At 41.7% G+C, this 23,184-nt stretch carries 21 protein-coding genes, 1 pseudogene and 1 riboswitch (1 of these 23 running past the window's edge); of the genes and pseudogenes, 2 read left to right on the top strand and 20 right to left on the bottom strand.

The window, feature by feature from the left end:
* Positions 1 to 139: 139 nt before the first annotated feature.
* The 5 genes from pcrA to CCK98_RS02560 all read right to left on the bottom strand — a co-directional run bounded on the left by pcrA (position 140) and on the right by CCK98_RS02560 (position 6,537).
* Positions 140 to 2,407: a DNA helicase PcrA gene (pcrA, locus tag CCK98_RS02580; protein ID WP_088085153.1), complete on the bottom strand. Its 2,268-nt coding sequence runs from the start codon at positions 2,405 to 2,407 to the stop codon at positions 140 to 142.
* 57 nt (positions 2,408 to 2,464) lie between these two features.
* The gene (locus CCK98_RS02575; RefSeq protein ID WP_088085152.1) at positions 2,465 to 3,160 is read right to left on the bottom strand and encodes a heptaprenylglyceryl phosphate synthase; all 696 of its coding nucleotides are present in this window, start codon (positions 3,158 to 3,160) and stop codon (positions 2,465 to 2,467) included.
* Positions 3,161 to 3,309: 149 nt separating this feature from the next.
* Positions 3,310 to 3,624, bottom strand: a complete 315-nt coding sequence (locus CCK98_RS02570) for a YerC/YecD family TrpR-related protein (RefSeq protein WP_088085151.1) — start codon at positions 3,622 to 3,624, stop codon at positions 3,310 to 3,312.
* Between the two features lie 26 nt (positions 3,625 to 3,650).
* Positions 3,651 to 4,706: a DUF3048 domain-containing protein gene (locus tag CCK98_RS02565; protein ID WP_306298913.1), complete on the bottom strand. Its 1,056-nt coding sequence runs from the start codon at positions 4,704 to 4,706 to the stop codon at positions 3,651 to 3,653.
* A gap of 85 nt (positions 4,707 to 4,791) precedes the next feature.
* Positions 4,792 to 6,537, bottom strand: coding sequence for an adenine deaminase C-terminal domain-containing protein (locus tag CCK98_RS02560; RefSeq protein WP_088085150.1), 1,746 nt, complete (start codon positions 6,535 to 6,537; stop codon positions 4,792 to 4,794).
* 169 nt (positions 6,538 to 6,706) lie between these two features.
* Here CCK98_RS02560 and CCK98_RS02555 point away from each other — a divergent pair, with 169 nt between their 5' ends.
* A complete protein-coding gene (locus CCK98_RS02555) occupies positions 6,707 to 7,009 on the top strand; it encodes a DUF2892 domain-containing protein (protein ID WP_088085149.1) in 303 nt (100 codons plus the stop codon).
* A gap of 94 nt (positions 7,010 to 7,103) precedes the next feature.
* On the top strand, positions 7,104 to 7,217 hold the full coding sequence (locus CCK98_RS36925; protein WP_335397359.1) for an EYxxD motif small membrane protein: 114 nt from the start codon (positions 7,104 to 7,106) through the stop codon (positions 7,215 to 7,217).
* Here the strand turns inward: CCK98_RS36925 and purD are convergent.
* The 15 genes and pseudogenes from purD to CCK98_RS02480 form a co-directional block, all read right to left on the bottom strand.
* A complete protein-coding gene (purD, locus tag CCK98_RS02550; protein WP_088085148.1) occupies positions 7,214 to 8,488 on the bottom strand; it encodes a phosphoribosylamine--glycine ligase in 1,275 nt (424 codons plus the stop codon). The two genes, CCK98_RS36925 and purD, sit on opposite strands and share 4 nt — an antisense overlap.
* Positions 8,489 to 8,506: 18 nt before the next feature.
* Positions 8,507 to 10,045: a bifunctional phosphoribosylaminoimidazolecarboxamide formyltransferase/IMP cyclohydrolase gene (gene purH / locus CCK98_RS02545; protein WP_088085147.1), complete on the bottom strand. Its 1,539-nt coding sequence runs from the start codon at positions 10,043 to 10,045 to the stop codon at positions 8,507 to 8,509.
* Complete coding sequence (gene purN, locus CCK98_RS02540; RefSeq protein WP_088085146.1) at positions 10,020 to 10,622, bottom strand: phosphoribosylglycinamide formyltransferase; 603 nt, start codon at positions 10,620 to 10,622, stop codon at positions 10,020 to 10,022. Before purN ends, purH begins: the two co-directional genes overlap by 26 nt.
* Complete coding sequence (purM, locus tag CCK98_RS02535; RefSeq protein ID WP_088085145.1) at positions 10,619 to 11,653, bottom strand: phosphoribosylformylglycinamidine cyclo-ligase; 1,035 nt, start codon at positions 11,651 to 11,653, stop codon at positions 10,619 to 10,621. The genes purN and purM overlap by 4 nt, the downstream gene beginning before the upstream one ends.
* A 15-nt stretch (positions 11,654 to 11,668) precedes the next feature.
* The gene (purF, locus tag CCK98_RS02530; protein ID WP_088085144.1) at positions 11,669 to 13,081 is read right to left on the bottom strand and encodes an amidophosphoribosyltransferase; all 1,413 of its coding nucleotides are present in this window, start codon (positions 13,079 to 13,081) and stop codon (positions 11,669 to 11,671) included.
* Positions 13,057 to 15,282, bottom strand: coding sequence for a phosphoribosylformylglycinamidine synthase subunit PurL (gene purL / locus CCK98_RS02525; protein ID WP_088085143.1), 2,226 nt, complete (start codon positions 15,280 to 15,282; stop codon positions 13,057 to 13,059). Before purL ends, purF begins: the two co-directional genes overlap by 25 nt.
* Positions 15,266 to 15,949, bottom strand: coding sequence for a phosphoribosylformylglycinamidine synthase subunit PurQ (gene purQ / locus CCK98_RS02520; protein ID WP_088085142.1), 684 nt, complete (start codon positions 15,947 to 15,949; stop codon positions 15,266 to 15,268). The genes purL and purQ overlap by 17 nt, the downstream gene beginning before the upstream one ends.
* Positions 15,946 to 16,200: a phosphoribosylformylglycinamidine synthase subunit PurS gene (purS, locus tag CCK98_RS02515; protein WP_088085141.1), complete on the bottom strand. Its 255-nt coding sequence runs from the start codon at positions 16,198 to 16,200 to the stop codon at positions 15,946 to 15,948. Before purS ends, purQ begins: the two co-directional genes overlap by 4 nt.
* Complete coding sequence (gene purC / locus CCK98_RS02510) at positions 16,193 to 16,906, bottom strand: phosphoribosylaminoimidazolesuccinocarboxamide synthase (RefSeq protein ID WP_088085140.1); 714 nt, start codon at positions 16,904 to 16,906, stop codon at positions 16,193 to 16,195. Before purC ends, purS begins: the two co-directional genes overlap by 8 nt.
* Before the next feature lie 103 nt (positions 16,907 to 17,009).
* Positions 17,010 to 18,308: an adenylosuccinate lyase gene (gene purB / locus CCK98_RS02505; protein ID WP_088085139.1), complete on the bottom strand. Its 1,299-nt coding sequence runs from the start codon at positions 18,306 to 18,308 to the stop codon at positions 17,010 to 17,012.
* A gap of 3 nt (positions 18,309 to 18,311) precedes the next feature.
* Entirely contained in the window at positions 18,312 to 19,460 is a 1,149-nt protein-coding gene (purK, locus tag CCK98_RS02500) for a 5-(carboxyamino)imidazole ribonucleotide synthase (protein WP_088090261.1), read from the bottom strand.
* The gene (gene purE / locus CCK98_RS02495; RefSeq protein WP_088085138.1) at positions 19,453 to 19,941 is read right to left on the bottom strand and encodes a 5-(carboxyamino)imidazole ribonucleotide mutase; all 489 of its coding nucleotides are present in this window, start codon (positions 19,939 to 19,941) and stop codon (positions 19,453 to 19,455) included. The genes purK and purE overlap by 8 nt, the downstream gene beginning before the upstream one ends.
* Before the next feature lie 113 nt (positions 19,942 to 20,054).
* Positions 20,055 to 20,156: riboswitch (purine riboswitch) on the bottom strand.
* An 88-nt stretch (positions 20,157 to 20,244) separates the two neighbouring features.
* Entirely contained in the window at positions 20,245 to 20,442 is a 198-nt protein-coding gene (locus CCK98_RS02490; protein WP_179195689.1) for an NETI motif-containing protein, read from the bottom strand.
* Between the two features lie 27 nt (positions 20,443 to 20,469).
* Positions 20,470 to 21,330, bottom strand: a complete 861-nt coding sequence (locus CCK98_RS02485; RefSeq protein WP_088085136.1) for a mechanosensitive ion channel family protein — start codon at positions 21,328 to 21,330, stop codon at positions 20,470 to 20,472.
* 495 nt (positions 21,331 to 21,825) lie between these two features.
* Positions 21,826 to 23,184 (bottom strand): annotated as a pseudogene (locus CCK98_RS02480) (IS1182 family transposase) (it continues 4 nt past the right edge of the window).

Below are 23,184 nucleotides of genomic sequence, written 5' to 3'. Positions count from 1 at the left end.
CGGGCGGTCCGGGGAGCCTCCTCGGCGCTAAGCGCCTGTGGGGTCTCCCCTGCCCCGTCCTCCCGCAGGAGTCTCGCGCATTCCGCTCCAATCAACAGAGTGTGTAAAATCAAAATAAGGTTTAACTTAGCCTATCTAATTAGGCTTTATTAATCGGAGCAAATTTGGCTAACAGGCGTTTGATTCCAACCGGACTTGGAAAAGCAATATCTAACTCCGTTCCTTCCCCTTGGCCTTTTACACTTACAACGGTTCCGATACCCCATTTACCATGTTGGGCTTTATCGCCAACCTTCCAGCCAGCCTCATCGCCAGAAGGAGCAGAAACTGGGCGCATGACTGGTTTTCTGGCTGCAGCCGGTGTACCAAATGACGTCTTCGGTGATCCGAACGATGTGCTGCGTCCTGAGCCAAATGATTTTCCAGTCGATCCAAATGGTGAATTCACTTTTTTCTCCGCTGGTTCGACTCCTTCGATCAGGTCTTCAGGGATTTCTTTTATAAAGCGAGAAGGTGGATTCATATTGGTTCTCCCAAACAATGTTCTCATTTGGGCGTTTGACAGGAACAGCGTTTGCTCCGCTCTAGTAATTCCTACATAGGCTAGCCGGCGCTCTTCTTCCATTTCTACTTCTTCCATCAATGATCGGCTATGAGGGAATACACCTTCTTCCATACCAATCAAGAAGACAACCGGGAATTCCAGCCCTTTAGCCGAGTGCAAGGTCATAAGCGTAATTGAATCTGCCTTTTCACCATCGTCATCAAGCGAATCAATATCAGCCACCAGGGCCAAATCGGTTAAAAAGGCAACAAGACTCTTATCTTCACTTGAATCTTCGAAGCTTTTCGTCACAGATAATAATTCCTCAAGGTTTTCGAGGCGGCTTTGGGCTTCCAGCGATTTTTCCGCTTTGAGCATTTCACGGTACCCGGATTTTTCCAGTACTTCTTCAACTAGTTCTGTAACAGACAGAAACTCTTGCATATTGGTATAATTACCGATTAAATCGCGAAATTCTCTTGCCGCTTTGGTGATTTTCGGACTTAACCCTAATAATTCTACGGACTCAAGTGCTTGGAAAAGGGATAAATCATGCATATCGGCAAAATCAGCAATTTTATCAACGGAGCTTGAACCAATCCCACGCTTTGGAACATTAATAACACGGCGTAAGCTAATATCATCATCAGGATTGGAAATTAGGCGTAAATAAGCCAGCATATCCTTAATTTCCTTCCTGTCATAGAACTTTGTTCCGCCGACGATTGAGTACTCGATATTCGATTTTAGAAGCACTTCCTCCATGACACGGGACTGAGCGTTCGTGCGATAAAGGATGGCAATGTCGGTTAATTTGTTCTGATGATTACGGGTTAATTCTTTAATTTTTCCAGCAACGAATTGTGCTTCCCCCTGCTCACTATCCGCACGGTAATAAACAAGTTTGTTGCCTTCCGGGTTTTCGGTCCATAGGTTCTTCGCTTTACGGTTTAGATTGTTTTGGATGACCTTATTGGCAGCTAGAAGAATCCTTTTTGTTGAACGGTAGTTTTGCTCTAGTAAAATAACCGTTGCGTTCGGATAGTCTTTTTCAAACGAAAGGATATTTGCGATATCCGCTCCGCGCCATCGATAAATGGATTGGTCAGAATCCCCTACTACGCATAAATTCTTGAAACGACTTGCAAGTAACTTTACTAACAGATACTGTGCTTTGTTCGTATCCTGATACTCATCGACATGAATATATTGAAACTTGCGCTGATAATACTCGAGGACATCAGGAATTCGTCTAAATAATTGAATCGTCAGCATAATGAGATCATCAAAGTCCAGCGCTTGATTCTTTCTTAATCGCTTCTGGTACTCTTCGTACGCATTACCTACAACATCTTCAAAATAGCCTCCACCTGTTTTCTTATATTCCTCAGGTTCGATTAACTCATTTTTCGCTGAGCTGATCGCTCCTAAAATGGCACGTGGATCAAATTTCTTTGGATCAATATTTTTTTCCTTAAGAATTCCTTTGACCACGGATAGCTGATCAGTTGAATCAAGAATCGTAAAATTACGATTAAAGCCGATTCGGTCAATATCTCGGCGTAAGATCCTTACACACATCGAGTGAAAGGTGGAAATCCAAATTTCTTCGGCAGCCCCGCCCATCATTTTTCCGATTCGATCTCTCATCTCTCGTGCGGCTTTATTTGTAAACGTAATCGCTAAAATATTATAAGGATTTACTCTTTTTTCTACAATCAAATAGCCAATTCGATGTGTCAGAACTCTTGTCTTACCACTTCCGGCACCAGCCATTAGTAACAGCGGTCCATCGGTTGCCTTAACGGCACTTTGCTGCTCTGGATTCAGTCCGTTTAATAGCTTATCAGTTAAATATTGCATTTAATATCCACCACCATTACAAACATTTGTTCTTATTTTTATCTTAACTCTATTTTTCTACTTTAGCAATGATCGGTCAATCTTTACTGTTTCCAAGGCTAGGTCAAAATTTTCATAAATGGCGTTCCCGACCACAATGACATCAGCATGCTTGGCCATTTCTGCGGCATGTTCAATGGTTGATACTCCTCCACCATAAAAAAGGATAGTATTTTCAAGCGACTTTTTTACGTTCGCAACCAGTTCAATATCACCATATTTACCGCTATATTCTACATAAAATATCGGCAGCTGAAACATTTTTTCAGCCATTACTGCGTAAGCAATTACCTCTTCATTGGTTATGTTTGTTTTCGCATTTGTCAGTTTCGCAGCTTTGCAGTCCTCGTTTAAAATGCAATAGCCTTCCATGACAATTTCTTCCCAATCCATGATTTCACCAAATTCCTTAACCGCTTGATGGTGAAGTCCCGTAATCCATTTGGTATCGCTGCTATTTAAAATGGTTGGAATAAAATAAAGATCGAATCCTGGTGTAACCGTCTCAATCGTTGATACTTCAAGGACACATGGGACCGAAAACCTGCGAATTCTTGCCATCAAATCGAGGACATTTTCTAATGTAATCCCATCTGTCCCACCTACGATAATGGCATCGGTTCCTGATTCACAGATTTTTTCTAAACGGTCTTCCGCTATTTCTTTATTTGGGTCGAGTTTAAACACATGCCGCCACTCGCGAAAATCATACATCAAAAAGATCCTCCCATATCATTAATTCCATTTCACCATTATAGCACTAGCCGATTCGATAAAAAAAGAAAACACTAAATCTAAATATAGAAATCATAACCATTTTTAAAGTGAAAAAGAAAAACCGAAGAACAATTTCTCCGGTTTGTTTATTCTTGTTCAGTTGCAGTCGTTTCGCCCTTAACTCGTTCAAGAACCATTTCATACGTATCGTTTCCATAGTTCAAGCAGCGTTTCACCCGTGAAATGGTGGCTGTGCTCGCTCCGGTTTCCGTTTCAATTTTGTGATACGTATTCCCTTCGCGTAGCATTCTTGCTACATCAAGACGCTGTGCTAATGACTGAATCTCATTAATTGTGCATAAATCGTCAAAAAAGCGATAGCACTCTTCAAGATCATTTAAGGAAAGAACGGCTTGAAACAATTGATCAAGCTCCTTACCCCGTAATTTATTAATTTGCATATTGTTTACCCCTTTAAAATGTCCATTTAGTTTACATCAAACGCGGCAATATTCTGAAGACCAGGTTTGGTTGGAACAACATTGACCCATGTTTTTCCTTGTACGAGTGGAACCTCTTCACCATTTTTGACTGGAACAATTTCACCGTTCTTATTCATCCACTCCACTTGGTTGACCTTACCCTTTTGAAGCAAATAGGCTTTTCCGCCAGACTTAAAATCGATATCTCGGCGCCCATAGGAATCGATAAACTGATGCTCAGCTTCGATAATAAAAATATTATCCAACAAAACAGGCTCTTTTGTATCTAAATCAATGGTTTGCTCGTTGCCTGAAAAACGAATATATTTACCGATCGTATCGTCAAATTTAAAGACAGAATTGGAAATTCCACTCTTAGAATAAGTAATCTTAACAGATTTAGCATCCTTACCCGTAATATTTTTACTTTCTTCTTCTGTGAAAAATTTAAATGGTGCGGGACTTTTTCCCATTGAGTATTTCTTCTGCTTAGCACCTTTTAAAATGTTTTCATACGTAATATAGGAGTTATGGGGTGCTTTTCGGGTTTTAGAGCGTTTAAATAGTGTACCATCATAGACCATCCCATTTAAATTATCAATATAGTTACCATTTAGGAGTTTCTTTGCTTCCGGGCTATAGCCATGGGCAATGTAAAGGGCATTAAGTCCTTTTGCCAAGTAAATATAATAGTCCCTTGCACTCCTTACCGGACCAATATTTGCCGGCTTTTCACTTTGAAATACTGCCAGGAAGCGAGTGATATCACCCTCTGCTAGAATTTCATAGACGATATCTGCCTTGTTCAGGCCCGATTGGGGTCTTGCTTTTGGGTGATTATTAATCATTACAGCTACCGCTCTTCCATCTGTGCTGATTTCAGAGCCAATCCCTGTTAATGGATAAGAATACGGGTCAACTTGTTTCTCTTCTGGTTTATTCTCTGTTTGAGTTACAGGTTTTTCCTTCTTTACTGTTTCCTTAACCTTTTCCTTATCACTACACCCAGAAAGTAGTAACAGGAAAGCTATCACGAAAACAACCCATTTTTTCATCTTCATGAACACACCCCTTCATGAACACACCCCTATTTACTTTCAATAAAGAAAAACACTTTCACGCTTTAAAACTTTACTCACTTACAGTTTAACGCATTATTGACGGAAAGAGTACTGTTTTATTCATTACATCGTACATTCCCTGTGGAGTAATCCGAATGTAAGGCAAATGTGTTGCAGAAAAGAAGGCAAGACTGTATATAGGATCTGAAAATGAATATCCTCGTTCTCTTAACTCGGTAAGCAGCTTTTTTTCTTGACTGATTAATTCTTCGATTGGAAGGTTTGACATGATTCCACCTAAAGTTAATGGCATCTCGCACACGACCTGATTGTCCTCAACCATCACAATGCCGCCGCCTAATTCTTTCATTCTATTAAAAGCCTGGAGCATATCTTGTTTATTTTTTCCTATTAAAATAATATCTCCGGTACTTGAATACGAACTGGCCAATGCTGATAATGTAGTCGCAAATCCCTTTAATAACGTATTAATTCTCCATTTCCCATTGCGGTCAATCAATGTAAAAAAGCATTCATCATGATGTGATGGCAGTTCATCTCCTGAAGCATCAATAGAAATGGAATATGGCTTGGTGATGACGGCATTTTCCATCTTGATTCCAAACGGCATGGAAAACTGCATATCATCTACTGACAAATCCCAATCCAACTCCATCGGCTTTAGTCCATATTCGTCCCAAGTAATTGGAGGGTAGGCATCGGCCACTTGTTGTCCATCCCGTTTGACCCATTTTCCTTTCGCTAAAACGGAAACAGGTGTTGGATTTTCAATACTGGATAAGAAGTTTATATTGGCTACCCGGCCAGTTGCAATATTACCATGGAGATGATCAATATTGTAATAGCGGGCAATGTTTACTGTTGCCATATTATAAGCATCAATAGTCGGAACACCTTTTTCAATGGCAATGCGAATCATCGCATCAGTGACTCCTTGCTCGTAAAAGGTTGAGGATGAGCCATCAGTATTAAATATTAATCTATCATATGCCTCTATGCCTAGTCGCTTCATATCATCCAATATGTTTGGCAAATCAGGTCGAATTGATGAATACCTTAAAGACACCATATACCCTTGCATTAATCGGTTATATACTTCTTCACCTGTCATCGCTTCATGGTCAGAGTCCGCACCAAGCAGCATCATTTTTGCCAATGTTTTTTCTGAAGCTCCTGGGAAGTGGCCTTCAATTTGCTTGCGCATCCGTTTTGCTTCTTGAATCCAATGGAGCATCATATCATCGCCATCAAGCAGTTTGGGCCATCCTGTCAATTCCCCGCCCTGAAGAACCGCATCGTGCTCAAGCCATGATTTAACATTACTATGTGAAAAAATTTCTTCTTCATGCAGAATTTCTGTTTGTGAATCAAAACGGCTCCACCAAAACATTGTTGTCGGAATCGAGCGAAGATCCTTTAATAATGTAAACGCTTCCCTTTTTTCCAAATGTAAAACAAGGGCCATATTGTCATTTATTAATGTCGTTGTCCCGAACTGGGATGCATACGCAGCCAGTGTTTGGGGATTATATAATTGAAACGGATGGGCATGTGGTTCAATGTATCCCGGAACAAGAATCTCATTGGTGCAATCAATGATTTCACAGTTATCAAGATGTGTTGGCAAGTTCTCACCCACATAAACAATCCGATCTTCACAAATCCAAATATTTGCTCTTAACCACTTTTGAAACGTCTGATTTAAATACAAGGCGTTTTTCAATAAAATGGTTGGAGACGTTTTTCCATCCAAAACGGATACATGCATGCGTAAGTGTTTATTTTTCCAGCGGTAGCGTTGCTCTAGCATACGTCTTCCCTCCCCTTTTTAAAAAAACTATCTATACAATAATAAGTTGATTTAACAGTAAAGAAAGCCCTTACAAAAAATTCTTTAGATACAATATTATCATATTTTACTGTTTAACGCATTAAAGAATTGATAATATTTGTAAACAATTTGTGAAGGAGTGAACAAAATGAATGTTAAACCAAATATTAGTATCTTAAATGCATTAATTCGGATTACGATTGGCTTAACGATTCTTTCCTGGGCTACCTCTAAACTGGTCAAACACCCTTGGAGAGATTCTTATTTGTTTGTTGCCTTGTGTGGGGCAATGAAGGTAGCAGAGGGAATTGTCCGCTATTGTCCGCTTACTGCTTTATTTGAAAAATGTCAGTGCATGATCGAGGATCACGATCGGGCGATGGATTCAATGGATAGAATGGAAGGAATTAATGGGGATGGGGATCAATTGGTACCCTATAATCCAACTTAAATCGGGGAATTGTAGAATCAATCGAATCTCATTTTTTTAAGCTAAAAAAGAGCTGACCCTAAAGCGGTCAGCCCTTGATTGGAGTTGATTGTTTATGTTTTGGGAGTATCTAACGGATATGTCGTTTGTTCTAACTGCCATTATCGGCAGCATTGTCGCACTTCTTTATGTGTTTATTCGTCGAACTGGAAAGAGGCGAGCCCGTTAGCGCGTAGCAGGTTGGATCGCTTTTGCACCGATATCTTTTCGATAAAACACACCATCACATGTTAACTTTTCCAGTTCACGATACACTTTTTCTTGCGCTTCTACTATACTTTCGGCTTTGGCTCCTACAAGAAGGACCCTGCCTCCAGCAGTAACAAACTCACCTGCATCATTTTTCACTGTTCCTGCATGAAAAGTGAAAACCTCTTGATCATTTAAGTCTGCTAACCCTGTTAACACTGCACCCTTTTCATATGCCTCAGGGTACCCTTTCGCAGCCACTACAGCACCGATCATAGCCTGTTCATCCCATTCAAGAGTGGGACATCCTCCATTTAAGAGCTCCAACAAGACTTGAACTAAATCCGATTTCAATCTAGGCAGCACTACTTGTGTCTCTGGATCACCAAAACGGGCATTAAATTCAATCACCTTTGGACCATCAGGTGTTTTTATCAAACCCGCATATAACACGCCGCAAAAACTTCTGCCTTCTTGTACCATTGCTTTTGCCGCCGGAATAAGGACAGTATCAACAGCCGTTTGAACGGTCTCCGCACCGATCTGAGGAACAGGTGAGTAAGCACCCATTCCGCCTGTATTTGGACCAAGGTCACCATCATAGGCGCGTTTATGATCTTGAGCGATTTCTAATGGTACGACGACCTCACCATTCACCAATGCCATTAACGAAAATTCCTCACCCGCTAAAAACTCTTCAATGACTACACGAGATGACGCTGCACCGAATTTTGCATCAATAAGCATTTCTTCCACGCTAGCGAGGGCCTCTTCTTTCGTGAGCGCTACGGTGACACCTTTTCCTGCTGCTAATCCGTCCGCTTTAATGACAATCGGCGCACCTTTTTCCTCAATATAGTTACGGGCATCCTCATATTTAGTGAAAACAGCATAATCAGCCGTAGGAATTTGATATTTCTTCATTAATTCCTTTGCGAATGACTTGCTTCCTTCGATCTCGGCTGCCGCTTGGCGGGGACCGAATACCGCCAAACCAGCAGCTTCAAATTTGTCAGCAAGTCCCTCTAGCAAGGGTACCTCTGGACCAATAATTGTTAAGCCCACTCCATTGGCCTTAGCGAACTGAAGGAGCTGTTCATGCTCGGACTCTGCAATCGAGACAAGTTCCGCTACATCTGCCATTCCGGGATTACCAGGAGCAACAAATACTTTTTCTAATCCTGCGCTTTCACTTACTTTTCGGCAAATTGCATGTTCTCTACCACCACGGCCGATAATCAGTACGTTCATCGAATGCCCTCCATCGGTTTAATGTTTGAAATGTCTAACTCCTGTAAACACCATTGCAATTCCATATTCATCAGCCTTTTTAATAGAATCCTCATCACGGATGGATCCGCCCGGCTGAATAATTGCGGTAATTCCGGCTTTCGCCGCTGCTTCAACGGTATCGTCCATTGGGAAAAAGGCGTCTGATGCAAGAGCCGCTCCCTCAGCCTTTGTACCAGCTTGCTTCAGCGCAATTTCAGCTGCACCTACTCGGTTCATCTGTCCAGCACCAATACCAATTGTCATATCCTCATTAGTAACCACAATCGCATTTGATTTCACATGCTTGACAACTTTCCAGCCAAGCTTTAATGCTTCCCATTCTGCATCTGTCGGTTGTCTTTTCGTGGCAACCGTGACGTTCGCATCTTCTAATGTATAACGGTCTTGCTCCTGAACTAACAATCCGCCTTCAATCGTTGTCATTTTTAACTCTGGTTTTTTAACATCATTAAATGGAATGGTTAGCAGGCGAAGATTCTTTTTCCCAGTTAAAATTGCTAATGCTTCCTCTGAGTAGGAAGGTGCAATGATAATCTCTAAGAAAATTTCATGAAGTTTGCTTGCTGTTTGGGCATCTACTTCACGGTTAAAAGCAATGATTCCGCCAAAAATGGACACAGGATCCGCCGCAAATGCTTTTGTAAACGCATCATACCCTGTTTCACCTGTTCCAACACCGCATGGATTCATATGCTTTACGGCTACAGCCGCTGGTCCTGCAAACTCTTTAACAATCTGCAGGGCTGCATCCGCATCGTTGATATTGTTATAAGATAGCTCTTTTCCATGAAGCTGGACGGCATTAGCAATCGAGAATGTCGAACCAAGTGGCTTTTTATAAAAAGCTGCTTGTTGATGTGGATTTTCCCCATAACGAAGAGACTGCTTTAATTCATATGTTACTGTTAATGTCTCTGGGTTTTTTTCTTCAGCCAAATGGGTCATATACTCCGCAATTAAGGCATCATAGGCTGCCGTGTGGCGGAACACCTTTGCTGCAAGCTTTCTTCTTGTTTCAAACTTCGTTTCACCATCTGCTTTTAATTCAGCAATTACGGTCTCATAGTCAGTTGGATCAACCACAACAGTGACATATTGATGGTTTTTAGCAGAAGCACGAAGCATCGTTGGACCGCCAATATCAATATTTTCAATCGCATCGGCAACTGTAACATCTGGTTTTTCGATTGTTTGCTGGAAAGGATAAAGATTGACGCAAACCAGTTGAATTGCTTGTATTCCATGCTCGTCTAGCTGTTGTTGATGCTTTACATCATCCTGTTTTGCAAGCAAGCCGCCATGGATCAATGGATTTAATGTTTTCACACGACCTTCTAAAATTTCCGGAAAATTAGTTACATCACTAACGCTAAGAACAGGTATACCCTGCTCTTGAAGAGCCTTTTTCGTGCCTCCTGTGGAAATAAGTTCATATCCTAGGCTGACTAATTCCCTTGCAAATTCAGTTATTCCATTTTTGTCAGAAACACTAATTAGCGCGCGCTTTTGTGTCATTGATTACATCTCCTTGTGTCAATAGCATTTGCAGTACGGATGGATAAAGTTTATGTTCGCTTTTCTGGATTTTCTGCTGTAGGCTTTCTCTTGTCTCATTTTCGTCGAGTCGAACCCGCTCCTGAATAATGATTGGGCCCGTATCCATTCCCTCATCAACAAAATGGATGGTGACACCGCTCCACTTCGCTTGAGCAGCCAACGCCTGCCCAATCGCATCTTTGCCAGGAAAAGCTGGAAGCAGTGACGGGTGGATATTGACGATTCTTCCTTTATACTCAGCTAACAATTTCGAACCAATCAAGCGCATGTACCCGGCAAGGACAATGAATTCTACACCCGAGGTCTTTAATTGAGCTAAAATTTCTTCCTCATAATGTTCCTTACTAGTATAGTCCTTTGCGGTAAAAACAAAACTCGGGATCTTTGCTGCTCTTGCTCTTTCAATCGCAAAAGCACCCGGTTTGTCGCAAACTAAAAGAGAAATATTTGCATCAAGATGGCCTGCTTGAACTACATCAATAATGGCCTGGAAATTGCTTCCGCTCCCTGATGCAAACACAGCTATCTTTTTCATAGGCGTCCACCTTGAGCCTTGATATTAATTCCTTCATTCCCAGTTACCACACCAATTTCATACGCAGTTTCTCCAGATTGGTTAAAATGTTCTAACAGGTCAGCTGCATTTTCCGGATCCACAGCGATCACCATGCCGATCCCCATGTTAAAAATATTATACATCTCTTGGTAATCAATTTGTCCATGAGAAGATAGTAGTTTAAAAACAGGTGGGATATCCCAGCTTTTTTCATACAACTCTGCACCTAGACCCGCTGGCAGCATGCGCGGAATATTTTCAATAAATCCGCCGCCTGTTATATGAGCCATCCCTTTTAATTGGAACTTTTTCAACGCGGACAAAATCGGTTTCACATAAATTTTTGTAGGCTTGAGCAACTCTTCTCCTAATGTACACCCGAGTTCATCAACAAAATCAAGTAACGACCAGTCATTAAATACTTTTCTTACAAGTGAATAACCATTGCTGTGAATCCCGCTCGATGCTAAGCCAATCAGCACATCACCCGCTTGAATCGTTTCGCCCGTGATGAGCTGCGATTTTTCACAGGCACCAACCGTAAATCCGGCTAAATCATACTCCGTTTCACTATACAATCCAGGCATTTCAGCTGTTTCTCCGCCAACTAGCGCACAGCCAGCCTGCTCACAACCGTTGGCAATTCCTTTGACAATTGCCTCTATTTTTTCAGGCTCCGCTTTTCCACACGCAATGTAATCTAAAAAGAACAAGGGCTCTGCACCCTGTACAACAATATCATTAACACACATCGCGACTGCATCGATTCCAATCGTATCATGCTTATCCATCCAAAAGGCAATCATCAGTTTCGTGCCCACCCCATCGGTGCCTGACACCAAAACTGGTTCTTTTAATTGTAGTGCTGATAAATCAAACATGCCGCCAAATCCACCCAAACCGCCAAGGACGCCAGCCCGGGATGTTTTTTGAACATGCTTTTTCATTCTCTCTACTGCTTCATAGCCTGCTTCAATATTAACTCCTGCTTGCTTATACGCATTTGCCACGCTGCTCGCCCCTTTCTACTTTTGGTAATAATATTGGAGTGTGTCAGGGTAAATTTCGGTTGGGTAATTTCCGTTAAAACAGCCAAGGCAATAACCGCTTGTGCCGTCCCCATCTTTTCTACCAATCGCTTCGATCATTCCCTCCACGCTAATAAACGTTAGCGTGTCCGCACCAATCAGTTCTCTCATTTCTTCGATCGATTTATCAGAGGCAATCAATTCTTCCTTCGTAGACGTATCAATACCATAGAAGCACGGATTTTTAATCGGAGGAGATGTAATCACCACGTGAACCTCTGTTGCACCTGCCTCTTTTAGCATCGTGACAATCCGCCTGCTTGTTGTTCCTCGAACAATCGAATCGTCCACCATCACGACTCTCTTTCCTTCTACTACGCCACGTACAGGGGAAAGCTTCATTTTTACCCCCTGCTCTCGTAACGATTGAGAAGGCTGGATGAACGTCCTTCCGACATAGCGGTTTTTGACTAATCCCATTTCATAGGGAATTCCCGTTGCTTCCGCATAACCAATCGCAGCTGAAATACTAGAATCCGGTACACCTGTGACGACATCCGCCTCAAACGGGGCTTCTACTGCCATTCTTTTCCCGAGGTTTTTACGGGCGGTATGGACGTTGATTCCTTGAATGTTACTGTCCGGTCTTGAAAAATAAATATATTCCATCGTACAAATAGCTTTTGTTGTACTTACAGCGAATTGTTCAGAAGTTATCCCGTTATCATTGATAATTAATAGTTCCCCCGGGCGAATATCGCGAATATATTCCGCACCCACCACATCAAAAGCACAGGTTTCTGATGCAACAACATAGGCATCACCAAGGCATCCAAGCGAAAGAGGTCTTAAGCCGTGTGGATCAAGAGCCACCATTAATTCGTTTTCTGTCATGATAAGGTAGGCATACGCCCCTTTTAACATCGAGAGCGCGTTTTTGGCACGGTCCCTTGAATCAGAATAACCGCTTCTTTTCATAAGGTGAGCTAATACCTCGGTATCAGAGCTGGTTTGAAAAATACTCCCTTGAGCCTCAAGCTGATGTTTTAATGAGTTCACATTAACTAGGTTTCCATTATGTGCAAGCGCAAGACTTCCTGTTTGTGAATGAAACAAGAGTGGCTGAACATTTTCGTACCCGCCGCCGCCTGCTGTTGCATACCGGACGTGTCCAATCGCTGCAGTACCTGTCAATTCCTTCATGGCACTGGCCGTAAAGATTTCGGACACGAGCCCTTCACCCTTTACGCCTTTTAACTTACTTCCATCAGATACAACAATGCCTGTTCCTTCCTGGCCGCGATGCTGCAGGCTGTGAAGTCCGTAATAAGTAAGCTGTGCTGCGTCAACATGTCCCCAAACTCCAAAAATTCCACACTCTTCATTTAATCCCTTGATTTCAGGTAACATGGGATCGCCCCTTTCCAGGCATCTTTTAATTCTTCAATTGAAGCTTCAAGTACGGTTGACTCACCCATTGAGATTTGCAATTTAGCTGTATCATTCACTAAACCGATTTGTACTGCGTCTACTAAACTTTCAAACTCAAGCTTATCTTCTTCTTTTACTGACAAAAGGAAACGAGATTGTGTTTCACTGAATAAGGCAGAAACTAGGTTCCCCGCTATTTCTACTTCCGCTCCAAGCTTTTCATTCGCAAAAAGACATTCAGCTAACCCAACGGCTAAACCGCCTTCTGATAGGTCATGAGCTGATTGAACCAATCCTGCACGAATCGCAGCTAGAACCTGATTCTGTCTTTCTTTTTCAATCGTTATATTTAATTCAGGGGCTTTACCGAACACCTTTCCGTTCAGAAGCTTTTGCAGTTCACTGCCGCCGAATTCATCCTTTGTCTCCCCGACTAAATAAATAAGGTTGCCGCTATTTTTAAAGTGCTGTGTCGTAATATGATCAATATCGGTTACTAAACCAACCATCCCGACGACTGGTGTTGGATAGATCGCTGTTCCACTTGTTTCGTTATATAAAGAGACGTTTCCACCAATTACCGGTGTCTCAAGAACACGGCAGGCTTCGCTCATGCCATCCGCAGCTTTTTCAATCTGCCAGAACACTTCTGGTTTTTCCGGGTTTCCGAAATTTAGGTTGTCAGTAATCGCTAATGGTTCCGCACCAGAACAAACAATATTGCGGGCTGCTTCAGCCACGGCGATCTTCCCACCCATTTCTGGATCTAAATAGACATAGCGGGAATTACAATCCGTTGTCATCGCTAATGCTTTCCTTGTTCCGCGAATTCTAACAACGGCAGCATCTGATCCTGGGGAAACGACTGTATTGGTACGCACCATGTAATCGTACTGCTCATACACCCATTCCTTACTTGCAACAGTTGGCTGACGTAAAATTTGTAAAAGCGTTTCTTTCACATCATCAACCTGTGGAATTTCGTTCTCCATCGCTTGGAATTCCTTAAAATAGCTTGGTTCTTTTGACGGTTTTTGGTAAACCGGTGCATCTTCCGCTAACGCATCAGCCGGAACGTCCGCAACGATTTCCCCGTTATGAATGAGACGAAGCTGTTTATCGCTTGTGACTGTCCCGATACCAACTGCTTCAAGTCCGTATTTTTCAAAAAGCTCGACGATTTCTTGTTCTCTACCTTTTTTCACGACGATGAGCATCCGTTCTTGTGATTCAGACAGCATCATTTCGTAAGCAGACATCCCTGTTTCCCGCTGTGGAACTAAGTCTAAATTCATTTCAATTCCCATTCCTGCTTTACTGGCCATTTCCGCAGATGAGCTGACAAGTCCCGCTGCACCCATGTCCTGAATGCCAACAAGTGCATCAAAATGAATTAATTCTAAGCAGGCTTCAAGCAGTAATTTTTCCATAAATGGGTCGCCTACTTGAACTGCAGGACGATCCTCATTGGATTGTTCCGTTAATTCCTCGGAAGCAAAGGTTGCACCATGAATTCCGTCTCGGCCAGTTTTAGCCCCAACATACATGACAGTATTGCCTTCACCATGCGCTTGCCCTTTTTTGATGTCCTTATGGTCAATTAGTCCAACACACATGGCATTGACTAACGGATTTCCTTCATAGCAAGGGTCGAATTGGATTTCGCCGCCAACTGTTGGAATTCCAATACAGTTGCCATAGCCGGCAATCCCTGCGACGACCTCTTTAAATAAATAACGTACCCGGGCGGAATCAAGTTCACCAAAGCGAAGTGAGTTTAACATGGCGATTGGTCTTGCTCCCATCGAGAACACATCGCGGATAATACCGCCTACGCCGGTTGCCGCTCCTTGATATGGTTCAATAGCTGATGGGTGATTATGACTTTCTATTTTAAAAACAACAGCCTGTTCATCGCCGATATCGACAATACCCGCACCTTCACCAGGTCCTTGTAAAACTCGTTCCCCTGTAATCGGGAACTTTCTTAGAATCGGCTTTGAATTTTTGTAGCTGCAATGTTCCGACCACATGACGGAAAAAAGGCCAGTTTCGGTATAATTCGGTGTACGTCCAAGAATGTTTTCAACCATTGCAAATTCTTCGTCGGACAAACCCATTTGCTGATATATTTTTTCTGCTTTGATCTGGTTAGGATTTGGTTCAAGCGTTGACAACATATGCTTCCCTCCAAGTTTTCACAATCGATTGGAACATTTTCAGTCCATCGGCGCCGCCTAATAGTTCATCTACTGCTCTTTCCGGGTGAGGCATCATCCCAAGAACGTTTCCTTTTTCATTGGTAATTCCAGCGATATCAGCAAGACTACCGTTCGGATTTTGATTATAGGTAAAAACAATTTGATTATTTTCTTTCAGCTTCGCAAGTGTTTCCTCGTCACAATAGTAATTTCCTTCACCGTGCGCAACAGGGACAACGATTGATTCCCCTTTGCTGTATTCAGAGGTAAACATTGTCTGATTGTTTTCGACTTTTAACTCAACAGGCTTACAAATAAATGAGAGGCTTTCGTTTCGTCTCATAGCGCCTGGAAGTAACCCTGCTTCGAGCAGAATTTGAAATCCGTTACATACTCCAAGAACCGGCTTTCCTGCTTCTGCCGCTTTGATAACTTCCTTCATGACATTACTGAACCTAGCGATAGCTCCAGTGCGCAAATAGTCCCCATATGAAAAGCCGCCTGGAAGCAGAATTCCATCAAATTCTTCTAAGCTTTCAGAATCATGCCAAACATATTCCACTTGCTCTCCAAGTTCATCTTGAATGGCATGGAACATATCAACGTCACAATTTGATCCCGGGAAGACAATCACCGCAAATTTCACAGAGTAACACACTCCTCTACTTCGTATCGGTAATCTTCAATGACCGGATTTGCTAAAAGGTTAGTACAGATTTCATTGATCACTTCATTAATATTCCGCTCTGATTTTTCAATCGTTAACTCCATATATTTACCGATTCGGACATCGGCTACTTCCTTATAGTTTAGAGAATGTAAAGAGTTGGTAACTGCTTTCCCCTGTGGGTCTAATACACTTTCTCTTAACGTGACAAATACCTTTACTTTATACATGCTGACGTCCTCCCAATCTCGCTAAAATATTTTCGTAAGCATCTGTTAAACTTCCTAAATCACGGCGGAATACATCCTTATCGAGCTTTTCATTGGTTTCTTTATCCCATAGCCTGCAGGTGTCGGGCGAAATTTCATCGGCAAGCAATATTTGACCGTCCTTGTCTTTTCCAAACTCTAGTTTAAAATCGATGAGACGTATGCCAAGATCATTGAAGAAGCTTGATAAAACTGTATTAATTTGAAGTGCTTTTTCTCGTAAAATTGCTGCATCCTCTTCAGTTGCAACTTGCAGTTCAAGGATGTGATCTAATGTTACAAGCGGATCTCCAAGTTCATCGTTTTTCAGGTAAAACTCAACAATCGGCGTTGATAACTCGCGGCCCTCTTCGATTCCCAATCTATTTGCAAGGCTTCCTGCCGCAATATTTCGAACAACTACTTCAAGCGGAATAATGGTTACTTTTTTCACCAATTGTTCTATTTCAGATATACGCTCGATAAAGTGGGATTCAATTCCCTGTTCTTTAAGTTTTAAAAATAATAAACTAGTAATCTCGTTATTTAAACGGCCTTTTCCTGTGATGTCAGCCTTCTTTTGTCCGTTATAGGCAGTTGCTGAATCCTTATACTCAACCAAAACAATCTGTTCGTCGTCAGTTGCATAAATTCGTTTCGCTTTTCCTTCGTATAAAGGTTTTTTCATTGTAGAAACGCCTCCTGTTTTGCAATATTGGGAATCTTCTTACTAGGCGAGGGGCATGAGTGCCCCAGTTCTCGCCTTTTTTATGTTTTAGTCACATGTCCCTTTACTCATTCAACCCTAAGCGGTCAAAAATTGTATCTACATGTTGCAGATGATAGCTATAATCAAAACAATCGGCAATTTCAGCACTGGATAGCAGCGAAGTAATTTTATCCTCTGCTTCAATTAAGCTGCGGAAAGGAACTTGTTTCTCCCAGGCTTCCATCGCCTTTGGCTGTACTGTGTCATAAGCTTCTTCGCGTGATAGCCCCTTATCAATCAGTGCAAGCAGTACACGTTGGGAATAAATCAACCCTAGGGTACGATCCATGTTGCGCTTCATATTCTCCGGATAAACGGTTAGGTTCTTCACAATGTTACCAAAGCGGTTCAACATATAATTCAAAGCAATCGTGGCATCCGGCAAAATGATCCGTTCCGCAGATGAATGGGAGATATCACGTTCATGCCAAAGCGGTACATTTTCGTAAGCCGTCATCATATAGCCGCGAATCACGCGGGCCAAACCAGTCATATTTTCTGAACCAATTGGATTTCGTTTATGAGGCATTGCCGAAGATCCCTTTTGTCCCTTTGCAAAAAACTCTTCCACTTCACGAGTTTCACTCTTTTGCAGCCCGCGAACCTCAACAGCGAATTTCTCAATAGAAGTTGCAATCAAAGCAAGCGTCGACATGTAGTGGGCATGGCGGTCGCGCTGCAAGGTTTGCGTCGAAATCGGCGCCCGTTGCAACCCTAATTTTTCACAAACATACTGTTCTACAAACGGATTAATATTCGCGTATGTCCCCACCGCACCTGAAATCTTTCCGAACTCGATACCCTCTGCCGCTTGTCTAAAGCGCTCCAGGTTCCGTTTCATTTCTTCATACCAGAGTGCAAGCTTTAAACCAAATGTGGTCGGCTCCGCATGAACTCCGTGCGTCCGTCCCATCATTACCGTTAATTTATGTTCCTTGGCTTTATTTTTTAGTATCTCAACAAAGTTTTCTAAGTCTTTTTGTAAAATCGCATTGGCCTGCTTTAATAAATAAGAAAGGGCCGTATCAACCACATCTGTTGACGTTAGGCCGTAATGGACCCATTTCCGCTCTTCCCCTAATGTTTCGGAAACAGCGCGGGTGAATGCAACCACGTCGTGCCGTGTTTCCTCTTCAATCTCTTTAATGCGGTCAATATTAAAAGAGGCATTTTCACGAAGTTTCTTAACATCTTCCTTTGGAATATCCCCAAGTTCCGCCCATGCCTCACAAGCAAGTATTTCTACCTCAAGCCAAGCATTAAAGCGGTTTTCCTCCGTCCAAATAGCTCCCATTTCCGGTCTAGTATAACGATCAATCATGTTTTATCCCCCGATCTTTTCTTTTGTTTTTTTCCAGATGCTGCTTTCATTAATTTCCGCAAGAGCCGCTTCGACACTCTCTCGCAAAATCGTCACATGGCCCATTTTCCGTTTGATTTTTGCTTCCTTTTTTCCATATAAATGAATCTTCCAGTCATTCACAGTCGGAATTTCCTCATAAAGGTTTTCAAGATGCTCTCCTAATAGGTTGACCATAACTGCCGGTTTTAATAGCCCCGTATTTCCTAGCGGCCAATTACAGATTGCACGGATATGCTGCTCGAACTGTGACGTTTCACAAGCTTCAATTGTGAAATGGCCAGAATTATGCGGCCGTGGCGCCAGTTCATTTATATAAATGGTTCCATCACTAGTCAAAAACATTTCGACAGCAAGCGTCCCGACTAATTGTAACGAATCGGCCAGCTTCTTTGCCAGTTGAATAGCTTCTCTTTGTAAAACTTGTGAAATTCGTGCAGGAACAATCGTCGTATCTAAAATATTTTCTTCATGAATGTTTTCAGCGACTGGAAAAAATGTCGTTTCACCATCAAGCTTTCGTGTCACAATCACCGATATCTCTTTTTCGAAGGGAATCCATTTTTCAACTACACAGGCACCATGTTTTAGAAGGGGGTCCCCCTTCGATAAATCCTGAGGTTCCCTAATCACCAGCTGGCCTTTTCCGTCATAACCGCCTCTTGCCGTTTTCAGGACAGCCGGGTAACCGATGGTGTTAATTTTTAAAAATAAATCCTCCATGCTGTTAACTACTTCATATGGTGCAACATCTACCCCAGCTTGTTGGATGGCTGCTTTCTCCTTAATCCTGTCCTGCGTGACCGTTAACAGCCGCGGCCCTTGCGGCACATAAGCTTGATCACATAACCAGTCTAATGTATCCGCATCAATGTTTTCAAATTCATATGTGATGACATCACTAACTTCTGCTAATTTACCGATGGCTTTGCGATCATCATAAGCCCCAATGACTTCAATATCTGCGACTTGTCCGCACGGAGAATCTTCCGTCGGTTCTAATACCGCAATTCGAAAGCCTTGAGCCTTTGCCGCTAGCGCCATCATACGACCAAGTTGGCCGCCGCCGATAATTCCTATCGTTGCTCCTGGTAAAATCGTTTTGTTAGACAAGTTGATCACTACTTTCCAGTACCTCTTGTTTAGTTGCTTCTCTTCTTGCTTCTAATTTTCCAGCTAATTCAGCGTCTCCCGTTGCTAAAATTTGTGCAGCTAGTAAACCTGCATTCACTGCACCCGCTTTGCCAATCGCGACTGTTGCTACAGGTACACCACCCGGCATTTGGACGATAGACAACAAAGAATCCAATCCCTTTAATGCCTGTGTTTGTACGGGAACACCGATGACCGGCAAGATGGTTTGTGAAGCTACCATTCCGGGAAGGTGGGCCGCACCGCCGGCTCCGGCAATAATCACCTTTAAACCTCTATCTCTGGCTTCCTTTGCATATGTAAACATCAAATCAGGTGTCCGATGGGCTGATACCACTTTTTTTTCATAAGCAATTTCTAACTGGTCGAGAACCTCACAAGTATATTTCATTGATTCCCAATCCGATTTACTCCCCATGATAACTCCAACAAGAATGGACATCGCTAATCCTCCTTTTTTACCTAAATAAAAAGCCCGAACAAATAGCTTCTCATTAAAGAGAAAGCCATTTGTTCGGGCATAACAATAGAAAGGGGCCAGCCCTTAATCTACCGAACATATTGACTTTCCCTCATAGTCCAATAATTTACGGTTATTGGGTAGAAACTTATGGGCCATATCCCCATGGATATACGAGGGTAAAGATAAATTGTTTAATTCACTCCTATATATTACAATCAACTCAGGAAGGTGTCAACAAATAAATCGAACGTTATTTTGAAATCGAACTATAATGTTCGTGTTTTACTCTGTTAATATGCCTTCAAAGATGATTTGGCGTGCTACAGGTTCATAAATAGTTTCGCTGCCTTTTTTGATTTCTTGAAAAATTGGCTTCTCCGTTCGGCGTACGGGCGTATATCCCAACTTTTTCATTCTATTCAAGCAGTCCTCAATACTTTCATTTTCCTGTACCTCAAATTGCATTTTCTTTTTACCCATTGACACTAATTACCTCTCTTTCCACCTTTAATGTCTCTCTCTAAGTAAGGCATTTTCTACCTCTCTTAATAACATAGTATCTTCTGCCAATTTTATTTCGTAATCAAACAGGGTTTGAGCAATAATCCTTCTTGCTCCTTTTGCCGCATCCCAGTAATAGACATCATCCACAAGACCCGTTACCGTGTATTCTATCCCTCGATAACCCGAATTGATTGTAGTCATCCCATATACTTTGAACGGCTCTATCGCACAATTGGAGTGGTCTAACTTTAAACATGGTTTGTGTACTTCATTCATTTTTTCACAGGCAATCTCAAGAATTTCAAATACCCTTTCAGGATTTTCTCGATAGCTTACCACTACTCTTTCAATCACCCTCATTTGATCGATATTAAAGTTGTGAATCTGTTTTACTTCTCCATTGCTTATCGTTAAAACCTTTCCACTCCATTCCCTAATCTTTAAGAACCTTAATCCTATATCCACAACCGTTCCATTAAAGGTATTATTTATTGTGATAAAATCGCCTTTATGCAGCTGCTTTTCATAAATTAAGAAAATACCTGAGAGAATATCTTTGATTAAGCTCTGCGCCCCAAACCCAACGATTACCCCGACAACCCCTGCCCCAGCAAGAATTCTTCCAAAATTACTTACATATTGGGATATCGCAAAAAAAATGAAACTAATCGTAACTGTGTATTTTGTTAAAGAGCGGATCATGCTTTCAATCGTTTGCTCTTTTCTTTCCTCAATGAAATGGGTTTTTAGAAAGAAATTATGAACCGTTTTATTTATGATAAAAACAATGACCCTTGCAATAACAGCAGCTATTAGAATACTTATCAGTTTATAGTGATGCAGCAATTCCATCCAATCCATCATATCACCCACTTGTCTTCCAATCATACTTAGTGTTTGCAATGTTTGATGATACAAACAATTGATGGAAAAAATATTTTTACGATAGACTTTTTTCCTGCTCACTTGTGAGATTTTGTCCTTCGAAACCCTCAGAGTGACCGTTCGGTCCTTTTTTCTTTGTGCACGGGCACTGTGAGCTCCTCAGAGTGACCGTTCGCCCCTTTTTTCTTCGTGTCCAGGCACTGTGAACTCCTCAGAGTGACCGTTCGCCCCTTTTTTCCTCGTGCACCGGCACTGTGAGCCTTAAGATCGGACACTTATCACTTACTACCTGGTTTACAGCACCATAAATTCCTAATCACCTAAAAACAAATTATTTTCTCCACATAACAAAAAGACAACCATTACTGGTTGTCTCAGATTGTAGACAAAAGGCATTCGAATGAGCCCATTCGGATGCCTTTTTATTGGATTTTTGCTCATAAGAGCAAAATTTAGACCTACCTTTGACTATTATTACGCCAATTCTGGACCTTTCCACGTCCAGCTGGCCATCTTTTTCAAGTTCATGGCAGCAAAAGTAAGCATCGCTTGCATGGACAATTTTTTTTAAGCCTCTTAAGGTTGTCCAACGCATACCATGCTTTTCCTTAGCATCCGCAAAGACCCGTTCAATCGTTTCTTTACGTCTTGCGTAAATGCTTTTATTTTCTTGTGTGTGACGAAGATGATCGGCTTCTTCTATGTAATGTTCCCAAACATGTCGCTCAATCAATTTTTTATGTTCTTTACTCTGCGTGCATTCTGAAAGTAAAGGACAATTTTGGCACTCAAACGGATTAGAGAAGTATTGACGCTTTCCATTCTTCGTCGTCGTTGCATATTTCAGTATTTGTCCTTGCGGACAGATATAACAATCGTAGTATTCATCATAAATATACTCATGTTTTTTCATATAACCGTCCTTCGTACGAGGTCGTGTATATGGTAATGCAGGAGTCATATCATTTTCAATTACGAATTGAGCAATAGCAGGTGTTTTGTATCCAGCATCAGCAGCAACAGCTTCAGGTTTCCCGTGTTTTTCAATGACCTTCTCAAGTAGTGGCTCGAAAATGACGCTATCATGGATATTCCCCGGGGTTACAATTGCACCCAAAACAAAACCATTTCGATCCGAAGCCGCATGAAATGAATATGCGAACTGTTTCGTTCGCTCATCCTTTACGTAATAACCACTTTCTGGGTCAGTGGTACTTTCTTTAATTTCCTTTAATTCTTCTTTTTCAAATTTATCTGGAGGAAATGGCTTTTTTCCGTGATCATCCCGGTCTTTATTAATCTCTTCTTGTAGACGTGTTTCATAAACCTTCGATTCCTTTCGAACTACTTTCTTTTCAAATTTACGCTTATTTGCACTAGCTTTAACATGTGTAGAATCAATAAATACGTGCTCGCTACTAATCAATTTCTTTTCTGAGGCTTCCTTTAAAATACGATAGAATATCTGTTCAAATAAATCAGTATCCTTAAAGCGTCGCTCGTAGTTTTTACCAAACGTTGAAAAGTGAGGTACCTTATCATAAAAACCAAAGCCGAGAAACCAACGATATGCCATATTCGTTTCGATTTCTGCAATGGTTTGACGCATAGAGCGAATACCGAAGGTATATTGAATGAAAGCCATCTTTATCAATACCACAGGGTCAATACTCGGACGTCCCCGTTCAGATGAGTACATATCTTGAACAAGTGAATAGATAAATGAAAAATCAATAGCAGCTTCTATCTTACGAACCAAGTGGTTCGCGGGTACAACTTGTTCTAAAGCTATCATTTCTATTTGATCACGATTCATCTGTGTATTTTTAGTTA

This window comes from Bacillus sp. OV166 (assembly GCF_900177675.1).
In the GTDB taxonomy this organism is placed as follows: domain Bacteria; phylum Bacillota; class Bacilli; order Bacillales; family Cytobacillaceae; genus Neobacillus.
This window is presented reverse-complemented; position numbering and strand designations above follow the sequence as displayed.

Excerpts from the sequence above, each read along its gene's own strand:
- pcrA (WP_088085153.1), bottom strand. The coding sequence starts at position 2,407 with ATGCAATATTTAACTGATAAGCTATTAAACGGACTGAATCCAGAGCAG.
- CCK98_RS02575 (WP_088085152.1), bottom strand. The coding sequence starts at position 3,160 with ATGTATGATTTTCGCGAGTGGCGGCATGTGTTTAAACTCGACCCAAAT.
- CCK98_RS02570 (WP_088085151.1), bottom strand. The coding sequence starts at position 3,624 with ATGCAAATTAATAAATTACGGGGTAAGGAGCTTGATCAATTGTTTCAA.
- CCK98_RS02565 (WP_306298913.1), bottom strand. The coding sequence starts at position 4,706 with ATGAAGATGAAAAAATGGGTTGTTTTCGTGATAGCTTTCCTGTTACTA.
- CCK98_RS02560 (WP_088085150.1), bottom strand. The coding sequence starts at position 6,537 with ATGCTAGAGCAACGCTACCGCTGGAAAAATAAACACTTACGCATGCAT.
- CCK98_RS02555 (WP_088085149.1), top strand. The coding sequence starts at position 6,707 with ATGAATGTTAAACCAAATATTAGTATCTTAAATGCATTAATTCGGATT.
- CCK98_RS36925 (WP_335397359.1), top strand. The coding sequence starts at position 7,104 with ATGTTTTGGGAGTATCTAACGGATATGTCGTTTGTTCTAACTGCCATT.
- purD (WP_088085148.1), bottom strand. The coding sequence starts at position 8,488 with ATGAACGTACTGATTATCGGCCGTGGTGGTAGAGAACATGCAATTTGC.
- purH (WP_088085147.1), bottom strand. The coding sequence starts at position 10,045 with ATGACACAAAAGCGCGCGCTAATTAGTGTTTCTGACAAAAATGGAATA.
- purN (WP_088085146.1), bottom strand. The coding sequence starts at position 10,622 with ATGAAAAAGATAGCTGTGTTTGCATCAGGGAGCGGAAGCAATTTCCAG.
- purF (WP_088085144.1), bottom strand. The coding sequence starts at position 13,081 with ATGTTACCTGAAATCAAGGGATTAAATGAAGAGTGTGGAATTTTTGGA.
- purL (WP_088085143.1), bottom strand. The coding sequence starts at position 15,282 with ATGTTGTCAACGCTTGAACCAAATCCTAACCAGATCAAAGCAGAAAAA.
- purS (WP_088085141.1), bottom strand. The coding sequence starts at position 16,200 with ATGTATAAAGTAAAGGTATTTGTCACGTTAAGAGAAAGTGTATTAGAC.
- purC (WP_088085140.1), bottom strand. The coding sequence starts at position 16,906 with ATGAAAAAACCTTTATACGAAGGAAAAGCGAAACGAATTTATGCAACT.
- purB (WP_088085139.1), bottom strand. The coding sequence starts at position 18,308 with ATGATTGATCGTTATACTAGACCGGAAATGGGAGCTATTTGGACGGAG.
- purE (WP_088085138.1), bottom strand. The coding sequence starts at position 19,941 with ATGTCCATTCTTGTTGGAGTTATCATGGGGAGTAAATCGGATTGGGAA.
- CCK98_RS02490 (WP_179195689.1), bottom strand. The coding sequence starts at position 20,442 with ATGGGTAAAAAGAAAATGCAATTTGAGGTACAGGAAAATGAAAGTATT.
- CCK98_RS02485 (WP_088085136.1), bottom strand. The coding sequence starts at position 21,330 with ATGATGGATTGGATGGAATTGCTGCATCACTATAAACTGATAAGTATT.